Raw genomic sequence first — 16,525 nt, 5'->3', positions numbered from 1 at the left:
TATTAAACTTTACACATAAAATAAAACCCTTCAGGATTATCCCTGAAGGCTTTTAATTTTTTCAACATTATTTACTATGCTTGTTATTCTAACTCCAAAGTTTTCATCTATGACAACAACCTCACCATAAGCAACCCTTTTTCCGTTTACTAAAATTTCAACAGGCTCTTCGGTTAGCTTATCAAGTTCGATTAATGAACCTTGGCCGAGTTCAAGTATTTCCTTTATTGTCTTTTTAGTTCTTCCAAGAACGACAGAAATCTCAAGGGGAACGTCCAGTATAAGTTCTATGTTTTGCTTTTCCTTTGGAGTTAGTGGTGTAAGTTCAGCAAAGGAAGCCTTTGAGACATTGACTTCTTCTTTTATTTCCTGCCTTGTCTCAATCTTTTGTTCTTTTGCCTCAACCTTTTCATAGGCAGCCTCTTTAACAGGTTCCGGTTCAGCAATTGGTTCCTCTGAAAGGCCGCCAGTCATCTTGTTTATTATCATCTTTGCAGTTTCAACAGGAAGTAATAACATAATTTCGCTATCTAATAGTTCAGCAATCGTAAGCCTAAAGGATATTCTAACTATCCTTTCATTTTCATCAATTAACTCAGAAATTTTATCAACATCTTTATTCCAAATCCTTGCAGTTGGAGGAGTTATGTTTATTGGCACATTTAGCATAGTTGAAAGGGATGTTGCCGATGAACCTATCATCTGGTTCATCGCCTCCTGAACTGCACTTACTTCTATCTCAGTAAGTTCAGTTTTAATGTTTGAGCCCGTTCCTCCCATCATGATATCCGCAATAACTGAAGCGTCATCAATCTTTACAAGTAATAGGTTAGATCCCTTAAGACCTTCTATATACTCAACCTCAAGGGCCATTATGGGAATATTAAATTCATTTTTCAAATCGTTTAAGGTAGTTAAAGTAACCCTTGGAGTTGTTATATTAACCATTTTGCCTAATATTGTGGATAATGCCGTTGAGGCTGAACCCATTGATATATTTCCAATCTCTCCTAAAAGGTCCTTTTCATCGTCAGTCAAATCATTGTCAATATTAGCAGGTGTAACCCCGCTAAGCAAAGCATCTATTTCTGCTTGTGAAAGTATACCATCATGCATCCTCTTCCACATCCTTATCCTTTATTTCAAATATTTGAACTCCTAACTTTTTACCAATTTTGCCAGGATAAACTTTAAAATGAAGTTTATCCTCTATAAACATATTAAGAGGTTCACTAATCTTTTTATTGAGCTTAACAACGTCGCCAACATCAAGGTTTAAAAAGTCTTCAACTGTTAAAATTGCTTTGCCTAATTCTACGCAGCAATCCACCTTAACTGGCATGAGGTTATTCTTAATTTTTTCTTTAAAATATTGATCCAGCTTATCCGAAGCTGTGCTTTTATACTGAACGACTAACTTATCTACATAATTTTCGATTGAAATATAAGGAATACACATGTTAATATAACACTGATTATTACCAATTTGGGTTGAAAAAGTAATAAGGCAAACAGGTTCATTAGGGGCAATAACTTGATTTAATATTGGGTTTGTTTCTATATTGTCAAAGACAATATTAACATCTATAATATCTTCCCATGCCATTTTTAGGTTTTCAAGAATTTTAAGATTTAATTTTTTTATTATATTCTTTTCTATGTCCGTAAAATCCCTTGTCTTTACCTGCCCCTTTCCTGATCCTCCAAACATAAGGTCTACTATTTCAAACACATAATTAGGACCAGTTTCGAACATAAAGGGCCCAGTAAAGGGCTCTAAATAAAAGGTCATCAATATTGTTGGATTAGGAACAGAATGTATAAATTCCTCGAAGGTTATTTGTTCTATAGAAATAACTTTAATTTGAACTGACGTCCTTAAGTTTGCCGTCAGATAGTTGGCAACAATCCTTCCAAAATTATCATGAATCATTTCAAGGGTTCTTAAATGTTCCTTTGAAAATTTATTGGGACGTTTAAAATCGTATTTTTTACTTTTTGTTTTTCTGCAGAAGAATGTTCCTCAAGCTCAATTTCTCCAGCCGATAGGGCTGAAAGGAGGGCATCTATTTCACTTTGTGACAAAATTTCTCCCATATAATCCCTCCTATCCTTCTATAAGGGCCTCTCCCTCCAATAATGTTACAATATATTCCTTTAGATTTATTATACCTTTAATATAGGAATTATTTTCAACAGGCTTTTCGATTTTATCGTTTTCAATTTCAATAACTTCATCAACTTTGTTGACAATAAGTCCTATTTTCTCTTGATTAATTTCAACGATTATTATGTTTTCCTCCTGATCTTTATTTTGCTTATTTAATAATGTTTTTAAATCAACAACCGTTATGATTGAACCCCTTAAGTTTATAAGTCCCTTAACATAGTATGGTGCATTTGGAACTTTTGTTATACTCATCATTTTTTCTATTCCATGAACAAGTTTGGTATCAAGGGCAAACTTTTCATTACCCAACGTAAAAATCACTATCTGCATAAAAGGTCACTCCTATCCTAAAACCTTCTTTAATGCCTCCAATACTCTTTCAGGCTGAAAGGGCTTTACAATAAAATCCTTCGCTCCAGATTTTATTGCCTCCATAACCATTGCCTGCTGTCCCATAGCAGAGCACATAATTATTTTTGCATTTGGATCAAAAGCTCTTATCTCCTTTACAGCCTGTATTCCGTCCATTTCAGGCATTGTTATGTCCATCGTAACTACATCAGGCTTTTCTTGTTTATACATCTCAACAGCCTTTAGACCGTTTGGAGCTTCGCCTATAACTTCATAACCATTCTTTACTAAGATATCCTTTAACATCATTCTCATAAAAGCAGCATCATCTACGATTAACACTCTTGGCATGTTAAATCCTCCCTTTATAATCCTAATTTTGATAATATTTTTTCTAAAGAACCTGGCATTGGGATATAAAAGAAGTAACCACCAGATTCCTTATTTTCCTGCATAAACGTCGTATCAATGGCAAGAACATAATCACTATATTGTTCAGCATCAATAAAGGTGGTGCTTAAAATTGCTGCAAGCATATCTTCAACTACGTAAGGAACTGAACCAACTAAATTAAGCTCAGTAAACCTTGAAAGTGCGTTTAAATAGGAATTGCCTAATATATTGCCAAGCTCCTGGTATACTGAATAATAAATTTCCTCACTTGGAATGTCAAGTCCTATGAGCATTTCGTCTGCTATTAGCCTTGCACTATCAGGTTTCATAACAAACAAAATATTACCAGGGGCATCACCAAAAACCTTTAAAAGAACAGCAATAACTAAATCTTCTTCATCTCCAATTCTTGATACCATATCATTAAAAAGTAGGACATCCACCTGTGGAACCGTCATATCGACCTTTTTATTTATAAGTTGTGATAGGGCTGTTGCAGCATTACCAGCCCCAATATTGCCTATCTCCTTTAGGGCATCAAGCTGAATATCATTTAAGTTAAATTCCACGCAAATCACCCGCTTATACTAAGGCTGCAACATCTAATATTAGAGTTACCAATCCATCTCCTAATATAGTTGCGCCAACATATTCTTTTTGTTTTTGCAATAACTTCCCTAAAGGTTTTATAACTATTTCCTGCTGTCCTAAAAGGGAATCCACCAATAGTCCCACAGTTTTTTCTCCAACCTTTACGATAACACAGAATTTTTCTTCTAATTCTACCTCCATTAAGTTTAATTTTTCAGAGAGTCTAATTAAAGGAATAACATTGTTTCTGTAGATTATTACCTCTTTATTATTGGATATTTTTATTTCACTAAGATTTATCTTAATAACCCTATCTATAAAGCCTAAGGATATTGCAAATGTTTCTTCTGAAACCTTTACTAGTAGGGCTTGTATTATAGACAATGTTAATGGAAGCCTTATTATAAAGGCTGTTCCCTTTCCAACTTCACTTTGAACCTCAATGCTTCCACCTAACGAAGTTATCTTTGTTTTAACGACATCCATTCCAACGCCTCTACCGGATATATCTGTAACCTTTTCGCTGGTGCTAAATCCTTGAAGGAATATGAGGTTTCTTATATCCTGCTCTGACATACCATCAGTATTTATGCCAAGCTGATTTGCCTTTTTCTTTATTTTATTTACATCAAGGCCCCTTCCATCGTCTTCTACTTTAATAACGGCTTTATTTCCTTCTTGGTAAGCAACAAGCTTTACAGTCCCCTTTGAGCTTTTTCCTTGTTTTATTCTCTCTTCAGGTGTTTCAATGCCATGATCTATTGCATTTCTAAGAAGGTGAACAAGGGGTTCTCCTATTTCATCGATAACTGTTCTGTCAAGTTCTGTATCCTCGCCCTTCATAACAAATTCTATTTCCTTTCCAAGTTCCTGGGCAAGGTCTCTAACCATCCTTGGGAATCTATTAAATACCTTTTCTATTGGGAGCATCCTAACCTTCATTACAAGATCTTGAAGATCTGTCGTTATTCTTCCAACTTGTTCTAATGTTTCATGTAGCTCCTGAGACTTAAAGTCTCTGCTTATCTGCTCCAGCCTCGTTCTATGGATTACAAGCTCCCCAACTAAATTCATGAATTTATCAAGTCTTTCAAGATCAACTCTTACTGATTGAGATACCTTTTTTGTGTTTTTATCTTCTTCTTTTACTTCTGAAGTATTTACAACATCTTTTTGTTTATTTTCCTCAACTTTTTCTACTGTTTCTTCCTTCCTGTCATCCTTCTTAATTTTTACCCTTTCAACCTCTACCTTTTCAACTTCAGAGATACCCTCTATCTTTGATTTAATATCCTTTTCACTCTTTTGGGTTATAAGTATTAAATAGAATTGGTTTTCAAAGTTTTCCTGTTCAAGATCCTCAATTGAAGGAACTGACTTTATGATCTCTCCTAATTCTTCAAGGGTTTTATATACTAAAAATGCCCTTGCAGATTTTAATATGGAGTCCTTATATATTGTAACATTTATCTTTAAAACATTATAGTTCTTTTCAAGGGCACTTTTTATAATATCTTTATCATATTCATTAAATTCTATTTCTAGCTCTACTTTTTTCTCCGTAATAGATGCAGCTTTTCCTTTTTCAATGTTTTTAAGGGCCTCAATTATTTCTTCGACCTCTGCATCTTCAGTCCCTTTTTCCCTTATATTTTCAATCATTTCCTGAAGTTTATCCACACATTTAAATAATAGTGTTATAATATCAGAATTAACATTTAATTGATCATTTCTAATTTTATCAAGGACATTTTCCATCTTATGGGTTAAATCTGCTACCCTCTCAAAGGCCATGCTGGCAGCCATTCCCTTTAAAGTATGGGCAGCTCTGAATATTGAGTTTATAATTTCCTTATCATCTGGATTTTTCTCAAGGGATAAAAGGCCTTCATTTAACCTTTGAATATTTTCTTCTGATTCTTCAAGAAATATATCAAGATATTGTGACATATCCATAATTACACGCCTCCTGGTTTTCTATATATAAATGTTGACGCCTTTTCAAATCCAAGTTCCCTATAATTATATATGCTCTCGGTTGCCCCTACAAACAAAAGTCCTCCCGGGTTCATAGCTTCATAAAACTTTTTATAAATCTGATTTTTTACCTCCTGTGTAAAGTAAATAACAACATTTCTACAAACAATAAGGTCAAAGCCTGTCTCATATTTGTCTAAGATTAAATCATGATGCTTAAAGGTTACTCTATTTTTTATAGTATCCTTAACAATATAATTATCGCCTTCAATAGTAAAATATTTATCTAAAATTTCCTTGTCCACATTTCTTACATCTTGGGGCTTATATACCCCCTTTATAGCAACCTCAAGAATAGTTTTGTCGATATCTGTAGCTATAATTTGATGCCTCTTGTTTGGAGTCAATCTATCCATTATTATGGCTAAAGTATAAGGCTCCGCGCCGTTTGAACAAGCTGCACTCCAAATTTTTAATATTTTTTTATCAGGATTTAGCAATTCCTTGATCTTCTTCTCAAGGTCCATAAAAAGATCCTTATTTCTAAAGAATTCGGAAACATTTATAGTTAAGTGGTCTAAAAACCTTTTACTGAGATTGGGATCTGTTTTTAATTTTAAAATAAAGTCATCTTCATTTGTTGCGCCAGCCCTATTCATAAAGCTTTCAATTCTTCTTGTTAATTGCTTTGATTTATATGCACTAAGATCAATTCCGTATTGTTTAAAAACAAATGTTTCTATTTTCTTAAAGTCCATCAACTTCTCCCCCGAACAATTTTAACTATTTCTTCCGCTATTTGGTAGTCTGGCATTACGTAGTCGACGCATCCTGTTTCGATGGCTGCCTTAGGCATACCAAATATTGTAGATGTTGCTTCATCTTGTGCAATAGTTATTCCGCCTTTTAACTTGATAGCCTTTATTCCTTCTGCTCCATCCCTTCCCATTCCGGTTAAAATTACTGCAAGATTATTTTCACCAAATTCCTCTGCCGCTGATAGAAAAAGCTTATCAACTGCAGGCCTAACACCATGAATTTGAGGCGACAAATCAAGTTTTACTTGCTTACTTTTAACGAGCATATGGAACCCGCCTGGAGCAATGTATACAACGTTTGAATTTATTTTATCGCCATCCTTTGCCTCTATAACTTTTAAATTGCTGTATTTATCTAATCTTTCAGCAAAGGCTTTGGTAAAACCAGCTGGCATATGCTGAACTACAAGAAGGGGAACCTCTAAATCCTTTGGAAGCTTAGTTATTAATTCAAATAAAACCTTTGGCCCACCAGTTGAAGCACCAATCAAAACTGCTTCATATTTTTTCTTATTATATGCAATTTTGTTTATCGGAGAAAATTTATCAATAGCCTTTTTCTCTTTTTAATTTTTTTCTAAGGTGAGCCTTTGCATATCTTATTTTCTCTACTAAATCCTCCTTAACCTTGTCTATATCAAGGGAAATAGAACCGGAAGGTTTTTGGATAAAATCAAAGGCCCCAAGCCTTAAAGCCTCAATAGTTGTCGATGAACCCTCAGATGTTAAGCTGCTTAGCATAATAACTGCAACATTACTATCCTTGATCTCCCTTAAAACTTCTAATCCGTTTTTGTTTGGCATTTCAACGTCAAGCGTTATAACATCAGGATTTAATGAGTTTATCTTTTTTATTGCATCCAATCCATCCCTTGCTGTATCGAGAACTTCCATGTCAGGTTGACTGTTTATCATATCTGAAATCATTTTTCTCATGAAGGCTGAATCGTCTACAACTAAAACCTTAATTTTATCCATAACTACAGCTCCTTCGTTCCTTTTCCTACTGTCCTAATATAGACCTTTCCAGTTTCTGCATCTATTATCATAGTTCTTCCGTAGTTTCCTCCCAGGTCTTCAGCAACAACTTTGATATTTAGCTTTTGCAATATTTCCTTAACAGCCCGAGCATTTCTATTTCCAATGTCCATCAATGGTGATTTATCGCTAGTTTGAAACATGCTGGCTCCACCTGCAATTTTAGCGATAATATTTGTTTTTTTTGCTCCAAGTTCAAACATCCTATCAAGAAGCATTGGTATTGCAAGATCAGCATATTTCATCGGATTGGTATTATTTGTAAACTTTGAGCTTTCTGGTAGCATAATATGAGCTAAACCGGCGATTCTTTTTATTCCATCATAAAGAGCAATGCCTACGCATGAACCTAATCCAATAGTTATTAGTTTATCAGGTGATAAGGCTGTATTCAAATCCCCTATGCCAACCTTAATTTCCTTTGATTCCATATTATCTACTCCATTTTTTAGTTTAGTAAGCTGTCGATATCATCTTTACTTAAAATTTTATCTGGATTAATCTCTAAAATGATTCTACCGCTAAGTTTAATCATGTTTTGAATATATCTATTTTTTGAAGCAGTAACAATATCAGGTGCAGTCTCAATGTTTTCATTTCTTATATCTGAAACCTCTAATACAGTATCCACTAAAAAGCCTACGGTTCTTTGATTGCTCTTTACTACTATTATCTTTTTATCGGATGATTCATTATAATCCATGTTAAATTTCCTTTTTAAATTAATTATAGGTAAAATGGATTCTTGATAATTTATAACTCCTTCAACATAATAAGGAGCCTCAGGGATCTTTGTAGGTTCAACATAACCTAAAATTCTCTCAACATGTTGAATATCACAGGCAAACTCCTCGTTGCCCAGTTTAAAAATAATAACCTTCCTATCCAACTGCATCACCCCTATAATTTTAGTTTTTCTACAATAAGTTCACCCTTTTCGATGTAGGCCTTTAAATTTTTTACAGGATATTCGATTTTGTAGGTTATATCGTCAAATTGGATTAATGTGTTTTGAAAGGCAACCCTTGCTTCTATAATTCCGTGTTTTGATGTTTTTAGGATCGTTACAACCCCTGCGCTTGAACCTACTTCAGATGCCTTAATTGCCTTTTCCGCAACCATCTGGCCTCCTCTAAATATAGCCTTGTCGGAGATAAATCTTATTTGATTTTTAGCTACTATATTTGTATTATAGCAACCTTGCCCAGTTATTTCTACATCGTTGCTGGCAAAAATTTTCGAATTTTGACAATAGGAAACATAAACATCTGCTGGAGTGTTAAGAAGTTGAAAAGTATCGATAAAATTTCCCACTTCCTTAAGCATATTAGTCAATCCATCATAATCCAAAAGCTCATTATTCTTAATCATTAAAATATAATTAAATAATTTTTTCCAGTTAACATAAATATCATTATGAAAACCTGATGAAATAAACTCATCGTTCTTTATGATCTCCTGCATTTTATTAGGAAACTTTGATTCAATGATAAGCATTAAAACGCGTCCAACATTTTTATCGATCTTTATTTTGCCAAGCTTTATAAGTTCCGTTAAGGCAATTAGGGAAGTTTTAAGAATATCATATACATCTTTAATCAACTTTAGAGCCTTCTCATTGTTTATTTGATTACACCCTGCTATTAAACTTGAAGAAATTACATTTTTCTTAACCACAATATTGCCGTTTGTTGTAATCTCTGCTTCAAGGACATCGCCACGGATTATAACGTTATTCCCTGCTCTTATTTTGAATCCTTCCTTTACCGTTCCTACTACTTCAACATTCCCATCAAATTTTATGTTTCCTGTCTTTATATCAACATCTCCATTTATCCTTAATACTTCAAATACACATACCTTCCCTGATTTAACCTCTGGCATACCTGAAATTTCAGCATAGGCTTTATTTTCATTTACAACACATCCTGGTCCCGATAAAAGCCTTTTAACAACCCTTTTTCTTGGCTTAACCGGTCGACCGTAAACGTCAAAACCTATTGACCCGTCTCTCCCGTCAAATTTTTCTGCAAGGATATCTCCCTTTTCCACATATTCGTATGTTATTCTATTAAAATAATCGACTTTTATTGAATTTTCAACATCTTCTTCATTTTTATTGCCAAAATAGTAAACAATCCTATCATCCTCAGGTTCTTTAATTTTCTTCCCCTCAGCGACAAGGAATCTGCCCCCATCTATTGCCCTTTCTATTTCTTCTTTTTTAATTCCATAGATAATATTTTTTTCCCTTAGACTTTTTTCTATTTCTTCCCTTGTGAATTTCTTTATGCTTTTATGTTTTATTTTCCCAGTTATAAATAATTCATGCTGGGGTTCCATATCCTCTATTTCATATTCAATATAAGGCTCATAGGAAATATCTATATAAACTTCCATAGCATCTTCCGTAACGTAAATATTCAAATTTCTTTTTCCCTCTATTATTTTGGGGACAACTTTAACTATATCTTCTTTTTTTACCTGGCACTCTCCATCTATCTTTTTTTCATTTATATAAACCTCAACACCTTCCCCAACTATAATTTTAGGCGGATTTTCCCCATCAACATAAATTACTTTTCCTGATTTAATTCCTATTTTCCCTTCATTTTTACTCATTAAAATCCCCCCTCCTGCTAATGCCCCTTAGCAATATAATTGAAGCAGAATAATAAACAACTGCAACTATCCAACCAGCTAAAACATCGCTTAAGTAATGAACACCTAAATAGATTCTACTAAAACCCACTAAAACTGCTAAAAGCAAGATTAACCCCTTATATAAATTTTGATGTTTAAACTTAAAGACATACTTAATTAAATAAATTATAAATAAGGATAATGTTAAAAAAATCATTGCATGTCCACTCGGAAAACTATAGCCAGCTGTATCTATTAGCCTAAAATTATAAGGTCTTGGCCTTTTAAATAAGGATTTTAAATATTCGTTAAATATCCAAACTATAAAAATGTTTGCTCCAAAATAAAGGGATAGCACTTTATAGTTCTTTCCTAATAATATTATCGTAATAATTAAAGTTAAAATTAATACCGTCCAAAAATTACCAAGGGATGTAATTGCTTTAAAAAGTCCATCTAAAAATGGATTTCTTAGCGAAAGAATAAACTTAAATATATAAACATCATATCTTTCAAACAGATAAAAACTATGTTCTTCAATCAAATCAAAAATAATCATCAAAATGAACAATGACAATAAAAATGTGACAATCATGTAATATCCAATTTTTTCTATAATCCTGTATTTTTGCAATTCTTTGTAGACATTTTCTACTAAATTTTTTATATTAGAAAATAATTTTATTTTATTCAAGTTTAGCCTATCCTTCGATATTTTTATGCTATAGAAGGCTAATAAAAATATAAAGGTAATTCCAATCGTAATGTATTCAAAATTGTTTTTTATAAACTTATCTGCATCCTTTAAAAAAAATATCAACGTTGCTTCTAAAAAGAACCTCATTCCTCTTCCGATTATCGACGCAATTACAAATACGTTTTTTCTTATCCTAAAGACTCCAGCTGAAACAGTAAAAATTTTATATGGAATAGGTGTAAATCCTGCAATTGCAACAGCCCATCCGCTATATTTATTGAAATACTCTTCAACCTTTATTATTTTTTCCTGTGAAAACCACCTTTTTAAAAAAGGGCGCCCAAGTTTATAACCTAAAAGATATCCAAACAAACCTCCTAAAACAGAAAAAACAGTAGTTATTGCAGCATAGAAAAAAGCCAAACTTTTGTTAACTAACATCATAGGTATTAAAACAACATCTGGAGGAACAGGAAAAAAAGATGACTCTGTAAAGGAAAGAACTGAAAGTCCAACTATACCAAATTTACTTATAAAATTTATAAAACCTTCCAAAAATTTTTCCATGTCTTTTCACCTCAGTTTATAATTGACATATAAAATTATAGCATAAATTTTAGTTTTATTAAAATATAAAATAAAAAATATTTTTTAACTAAGAATTATTTACAAACCCAATTAACCTGTTGACAATAATATATTTTTTTAATAGAATATAACTTGTCGGTTCATGGGGGTGGATAGGTGCTGGTGTGCCTACCGGTCTTCAAAACCGTGTTGACGGGCTGAAACCCCGTTGGGTGGGTTCGATTCCCACACACTCCCGCCATAAGATAAAGCCTGATGTCTTAAGACGTCAGGCTTTTTCATTTAAGTTAAGCCAATACCCTTTGATCTTCTATTCTTTTGGTAAGCTTAATTGAATCGAAATATTCAAGTATTGCTACTGCATACTTTCTGCTGGTTGAAAGCATATCCCTATATTGAGCTGCAGTTATACTGCCTTCCCTTTTTATAAAATCTATTAGCATGTCCTTTGCCCTTTCATAATCTTGAGCTTTTAAGTAAACCTCTTCATTAATTTTAACTAGTGTCCCTAAATCAACTAAAGCTTCAAATACCATTTTTGCATCCCTTTCATCCCTTCCAAACCCTTTTATCAAATCTTCAGGTTTTGGCGGTTGATATTTCGCTTCTTCAAAACGCATTAAAATTTCTTGTTTTATATTTTCTTGTTTTTGATTAAAAGAAATATTGAAATCCTTTAAAGATATATAAATGTTTTCAATCTTTATTGTATCATCGCATAAAAGCTCTAAGATCTTATCATAAATCTTTTGTTTAATATTTTTGCCGAAAACTTTAATCTTTAACTCTTCTTTAGTTATTCCAAATTTCAATGGATTTATCCTATGATAATCTGCTAAAATTTGTGCGATATTTTCCTTTATTTCTTCCAAATAGGTCTTATGCAGATAAACTTCCTCATCGCCTATATTTAACTTTATGATTTTTTCTTTTCGTATCAAGGTTTCCAATATCTCGTCTAAATTGCTGTAGTTTTTACCAGAAAGCTTTATAATATCGTTTATGCCGATAAAGTCCTTGCTGTTATTTTTAATAGTTTGTTCTATTATATCGATAGGGTCACCCTTTTCCTTTAATAAAAGCTCATTAATAACCTTTTCATCAAAGGCTTTATGCTTAACTGGATTTGGGTCAAGGATAGTTCCTCCACCTATGGTAATCATTGGAGAGTATGTCCTTATGACATATTTATCTCCCCTTTTTGCCGCTATAGGGGATTCTAATCTTATTTGAATTAGAGCTGTTTCTCCAGGATTTATCACTTCTTTATCTAATATATATACCCTACCTAAAAGCTCGCTAGTGCCATGATATATCCTTATTCTATCCCTATTTTCAAGGGGATATGGCGCATCCTTAAGATAATTTAGTCTACAGTCTAGCATCATACTAACTTGAAGGGAGTTAGGTTTAGATAAAACATCTCCCCTTTCAATATCTTCCTTTTTTACATTTGCAAGATTTATAGCTACTCTTTGACCTGCATAGGCAGTTTTAACGGATTTTTCATGGACTTGTAATCCTCTAACTTTTGTTGTTATTTCTTTAGGATAAATAGAACATATATCCCCTTCGTTTATCGTCCCTGATATTAATGTTCCTGTAACTACAGTTCCAAAACCGCTTACGCTAAAAACTCTATCTATTGGCAGCCTAAAATCAGTAAAAGTATCCCTATCCTCCATATCCTTTGTAAGTTCATCTATGGTAAGAGCTAATTTTTCTAAACCTTCTCCAGTATAGGATGATACAGGTATAATTGGTGCATCCCTTAAAAACGTATCGCCAATTTCTGTTATTATATCCTCAATAACCATCTTTAACCATTCTTCATCTGCAAGATCCTTTTTGGTAACAACAACAATGCCCTTTTTTATATCCAAAAGATTGAGTATATTTAGATGTTCCCTTGTCTGAGGCATTATCCCCTCATCAGCTGCTATTACTAAAAGAACGATGTCTATTCCGGTTACCCCTGCCAGCATATTTTTAATAAATTTTTCATGTCCAGGAACATCAACTATTCCTGCCCTTCTTCCTGAAGGCAAATCAAAATAGGTAAAACCTAAGTTTATAGAAATACCTCTTTCCTTTTCCTCTTTTAGGGTATCTGTATCTCTTCCTGTTAAGGCTTTAATTAGAGTAGTTTTTCCGTGATCTATGTGTCCTGCTGTTCCGATTATAACATGCTGCATATATTTCCACCCCTGATTATAAAATTTTATTCAATGAATCAACAATAATATGTAAATCATCATCAAATAATGTTCTAACATCAATAATAATGTTTTCTTTATATATTCTAACTATAATTGGAACTTCCTGCCTTCTTAGTTCTAACTCTACATCTTCAATTTTCTTAAACTTAGGTTTTATTGTAACTACATATGTTGAAATGGTCTCAAGGGGCATTGCTCCTCCACCAAATTGTGATACATCCTTTTCGATATTAAGTTCCGCCCTATCTGAAATTATTTTCTTTAATTGACTATAAAGTTTTTTAGCCCTTTTTTGGATTATTTCAATATCCATAGTCATCATCCTAAGAGCAGGTATTTCCTTTATTGCCCTTTCTTCATCTAAATAAAGCTTAAAAGTTGCTTCTAGAGCAGCTAAAGTCATTTTATCAATTCTTAATGCCCTTGTTAATTGATTTTTTTTCATCCTATCTATTAAATGCTTTTTGCCTACAATTATTCCTGCCTGTGGGCCTCCAAGGAGTTTATCACCGCTAAAGGTAACTACATCTGCCCCCCTTTTTATGCTCTCCTGAACAGTAGGCTCATAGGGAAGTCCATACTTTGAAAAATCTATCAATACACCGCTACCTATGTCTTCAACAACTGGAAGATTATATTTTTTCCCTAATTCCACAAGCTCCTCAAGGAAAATCTCCTTAGTAAATCCAAGTATCTTAAAATTGCTTTGGTGAACCTTTAGGATAAGGGCAGTATTTTCATTTATTGCATTTTCATAATCGTAAAGATGGGTTTTATTGGTTGTTCCAACTTCAACAAGTTTAGCCCCACTCTGTTCCATAACTGCAGGAACTCTAAAGGAACCACCAATTTCAACCAATTGGCTTCTTGAAACTATAACCTCTTTTCCCTTGGCAAGGGTTGACAAAACTAGCATTACTGCTGCTGCATTATTGTTTACTACCATCGCCGCTTCAGCACCAGTTATTTTACAAATGATTTCTTCCACATGGCTATATCTTGAGCCCCTCTCACCCTTTTCAAGGTCATATTCTAAATTGTTATATCTTGATGCTACCTCAACAACTGCATCAATCGCATCCTTTGATAAAACTGCCCTACCTAAATTGGTATGCAAAATAGTTCCCGTCGCGTTTATAACCCTTTTTAAGTGATTTTTGCTTTTAACATTCAAAAGTTTTATTATTTTATCTATGACATCATCATAAGTAAATTCTTCTATATTTCCATCTAATATATCTTTTCTATAGCTATCTAAAATTTTTCTTATAATGTCAATTTTTAAATTTCGCGCAATATCAAAGTCCTTTATTCTATCATCAGATAGAATCCTATCAACCTTAGGTAGCTTTGATAAAAGCAGATTCTTATTTTGCATCCTTTTGCCTCCTATTAATTTATGATAATATGATAATCCTTAAACTTTTCGACATATCCAGCTATATAAGCATCTATTCCATTTTCATTAAGTTCACTTAATAATTTTAACCCTTCCTTTTCAGGTAGCGAATACATAAGTCCTCCGGAAGTTTGTGGGTCAAATAAAAGATCAAGAACATAATCGTCAGTTGTATTATTCTTATATTGATTATTCAAATAGTTTTTGTTTCGATATGTTCCAGCAGGAATTAAACCCATTTTAGCGTATTCTACGGCACCTTCAATATATCTTATATTCTTGCTTATTATATTTATAGTAACATTACTTCCCTTTGCCATTTCAAAAGCATGTCCTATAAGGCCAAAGCCTGTAATGTCAGTGCAGGAATTAATAGAATATTTTTCTGCAATCTCAGATGCACCTTTGTTAAGCATAGCCATATATTTTATCGCTTCATTTATTTCCTTTTCGCTGGCTAACTCACCTTTTATTGCTGTGTTTATAAGCCCTGTTCCTATTGGCTTTGTTAAAATTAATATGTCTCCTTCCTTTGCATTGGAATTGGATAAAACCTTCTTGGGGTGGACAATTCCCATTACCGAAAGGCCATATTTAGGTTCATCATCGTCAACTGTATGCCCACCTACGATTATTGCTCCAGCTTCTTTAACTTTATCAGCTCCTCCCCTTAATATTTCACCCAATATTTCCATATCCTTACACTGTGGAAAGGTAACGATGTTTAATGCTAAAACTGGTTTACCCCCCATAGCATAAACATCGCTTAAGGAGTTTGTAGCTGCAATTTGTCCAAAGGTATATGGATCATCAACCACAGGGGTAAAAAAATCCAAAGTTTGAATAATGGCAATTTCATCGTTTATTTTATAAACTGCTGCATCATCAGATGTATCATATCCTACGATAAGATTTTCATCATAAAATTTAGGCAATCTTGATAATATATCCGATAAGGCCTCCGGCCCAATTTTCGCAGCTCATCCAGATGCTTCAACCATTTGAGTAAGCTTTATCTTTTCCATTCCATCACATCCTTCCTATATTCAATAATCCTATCCTCATGATAATTTTAGCCAAAAATGCACATATGTTCAATATTATCTTACTGTTATTGTGATTATTTTATGATAATGTCATGTTGTAGAGTAATATGATAAAATGTCACTATGAGGAACGAGGTGTTTTATTCAATGTCACAAAAACAAATTAATAGGTATGTTGTCATTCAAAAATCCCTTGAGGGTTTATTAACTGTCAAGGAAGCAGCAAAGGTTTTAGGCCTTAGCGAACGTCAAGTTATTAGATTAAGAAAGGGTGTGATGCAAAGCGGGGTTTCTGCTCTTATTCATAAAAACAAAGGCCGTAAACCTTCTCATGCTGTTTCCGATGAACTTAAAGGTAAAATTATCTCTCTTAAATTGTCTGACAACTACAAAAATGCTAACTTCAAACATTTTAACGAGCTTCTTGAAAGATTCCATGGCATTAAGCTAAGTTACTCTACCATCTACAATATCCTTAACTCTACCGGTATTAAAAGCCCTAAAAAGCGTCGTAGATTTAAACCCCATACAAGACGAAAAAGAAAACCACAGATGGGCYTCTAGTTCAGATGGATTCCTCTCCATTTGATTGGCT

At 33.3% G+C, this 16,525-nt stretch carries 14 protein-coding genes, 1 tRNA gene and 2 pseudogenes; 2 read left to right on the top strand and 15 right to left on the bottom strand.

What is annotated here, in order from left to right:
• Positions 1 to 36: 36 nt before the first annotated feature.
• The 12 genes and pseudogenes from fliY to CAAU_RS14915 all read right to left on the bottom strand — a co-directional run bounded on the left by fliY (position 37) and on the right by CAAU_RS14915 (position 11,245).
• Positions 37 to 1,116 carry a flagellar motor switch phosphatase FliY gene (gene fliY, locus CAAU_RS08555; protein ID WP_008909042.1) on the bottom strand — a complete coding sequence of 360 codons (1,080 nt, stop codon included), beginning with the start codon at positions 1,114 to 1,116 and terminating at the stop codon, positions 37 to 39.
• Positions 1,109 to 2,097, bottom strand: a pseudogene (fliM, locus tag CAAU_RS08550) (flagellar motor switch protein FliM). Before fliM ends, fliY begins: the two are co-directional and overlap by 8 nt.
• Positions 2,098 to 2,107: 10 nt before the next feature.
• The gene (locus CAAU_RS08545) at positions 2,108 to 2,500 is read right to left on the bottom strand and encodes a chemotaxis protein CheW (RefSeq protein WP_008909039.1); all 393 of its coding nucleotides are present in this window, start codon (positions 2,498 to 2,500) and stop codon (positions 2,108 to 2,110) included.
• Positions 2,501 to 2,512: 12 nt separating this feature from the next.
• Positions 2,513 to 2,872 carry a chemotaxis protein CheY gene (cheY, locus tag CAAU_RS08540; RefSeq protein WP_008909038.1) on the bottom strand — a complete coding sequence of 120 codons (360 nt, stop codon included), beginning with the start codon at positions 2,870 to 2,872 and terminating at the stop codon, positions 2,513 to 2,515.
• Between the two features lie 14 nt (positions 2,873 to 2,886).
• On the bottom strand, positions 2,887 to 3,483 hold the full coding sequence (locus tag CAAU_RS08535) for a chemotaxis protein CheC (protein WP_008909037.1): 597 nt from the start codon (positions 3,481 to 3,483) through the stop codon (positions 2,887 to 2,889).
• Between the two features lie 13 nt (positions 3,484 to 3,496).
• Positions 3,497 to 5,461 carry a chemotaxis protein CheA gene (locus CAAU_RS08530; protein ID WP_008909036.1) on the bottom strand — a complete coding sequence of 655 codons (1,965 nt, stop codon included), beginning with the start codon at positions 5,459 to 5,461 and terminating at the stop codon, positions 3,497 to 3,499.
• Positions 5,462 to 5,463: 2 nt separating this feature from the next.
• Positions 5,464 to 6,240 (bottom strand): CheR family methyltransferase, encoded by a 777-nt coding sequence (locus tag CAAU_RS08525; protein WP_008909035.1) that lies wholly within the window; start codon positions 6,238 to 6,240, stop codon positions 5,464 to 5,466.
• Positions 6,240 to 7,278, bottom strand: a pseudogene (locus CAAU_RS14320) (protein-glutamate methylesterase/protein-glutamine glutaminase). The gene CAAU_RS08525 and the pseudogene CAAU_RS14320 overlap by 1 nt, the downstream one beginning before the upstream one ends.
• A gap of 2 nt (positions 7,279 to 7,280) precedes the next feature.
• Positions 7,281 to 7,769: a chemotaxis protein CheD gene (locus CAAU_RS08510; protein WP_008909032.1), complete on the bottom strand. Its 489-nt coding sequence runs from the start codon at positions 7,767 to 7,769 to the stop codon at positions 7,281 to 7,283.
• 17 nt (positions 7,770 to 7,786) lie between these two features.
• The gene (locus tag CAAU_RS08505) at positions 7,787 to 8,233 is read right to left on the bottom strand and encodes a chemotaxis protein CheW (RefSeq protein ID WP_040306357.1); all 447 of its coding nucleotides are present in this window, start codon (positions 8,231 to 8,233) and stop codon (positions 7,787 to 7,789) included.
• A gap of 5 nt (positions 8,234 to 8,238) precedes the next feature.
• Positions 8,239 to 9,960, bottom strand: a complete 1,722-nt coding sequence (locus tag CAAU_RS08500; RefSeq protein ID WP_008909030.1) for a DUF342 domain-containing protein — start codon at positions 9,958 to 9,960, stop codon at positions 8,239 to 8,241.
• Positions 9,953 to 11,245, bottom strand: a complete 1,293-nt coding sequence (locus CAAU_RS14915; RefSeq protein WP_008909029.1) for a phosphatase PAP2 family protein — start codon at positions 11,243 to 11,245, stop codon at positions 9,953 to 9,955. Before CAAU_RS14915 ends, CAAU_RS08500 begins: the two co-directional genes overlap by 8 nt.
• Before the next feature lie 165 nt (positions 11,246 to 11,410).
• Between CAAU_RS14915 and CAAU_RS08490 the strand changes: the two genes are divergently transcribed.
• Positions 11,411 to 11,507: transfer RNA gene (locus CAAU_RS08490), tRNA-Sec, on the top strand.
• A 46-nt stretch (positions 11,508 to 11,553) separates the two neighbouring features.
• Here CAAU_RS08490 and selB read toward each other — a convergent pair.
• Genes selB through selD form a run of 3 tightly spaced genes read right to left on the bottom strand, consistent with a single transcriptional unit; the run spans position 11,554 to position 15,909 of the window.
• A complete protein-coding gene (selB, locus tag CAAU_RS08485) occupies positions 11,554 to 13,461 on the bottom strand; it encodes a selenocysteine-specific translation elongation factor (protein WP_008909028.1) in 1,908 nt (635 codons plus the stop codon).
• A 16-nt stretch (positions 13,462 to 13,477) separates the two neighbouring features.
• Positions 13,478 to 14,863, bottom strand: coding sequence for an L-seryl-tRNA(Sec) selenium transferase (gene selA, locus CAAU_RS08480; protein WP_008909027.1), 1,386 nt, complete (start codon positions 14,861 to 14,863; stop codon positions 13,478 to 13,480).
• A gap of 14 nt (positions 14,864 to 14,877) precedes the next feature.
• Complete coding sequence (gene selD, locus CAAU_RS08475; RefSeq protein ID WP_083852850.1) at positions 14,878 to 15,909, bottom strand: selenide, water dikinase SelD; 1,032 nt, start codon at positions 15,907 to 15,909, stop codon at positions 14,878 to 14,880.
• Positions 15,910 to 16,077: 168 nt separating this feature from the next.
• Here selD and CAAU_RS08470 point away from each other — a divergent pair, with 168 nt between their 5' ends.
• On the top strand, positions 16,078 to 16,494 hold the full coding sequence (locus tag CAAU_RS08470) for a helix-turn-helix domain-containing protein (protein WP_040306354.1): 417 nt from the start codon (positions 16,078 to 16,080) through the stop codon (positions 16,492 to 16,494).
• Positions 16,495 to 16,525: the final 31 nt, after the last annotated feature.

The organism is Caloramator australicus RC3 (genome assembly GCF_000297115.1).
Lineage (GTDB): Bacteria > Bacillota > Clostridia > Clostridiales > Caloramatoraceae > Caloramator > Caloramator australicus.
Note: the sequence above shows the minus strand (reverse complement) of the source record. Positions and strands in the feature narration are given on the sequence as shown.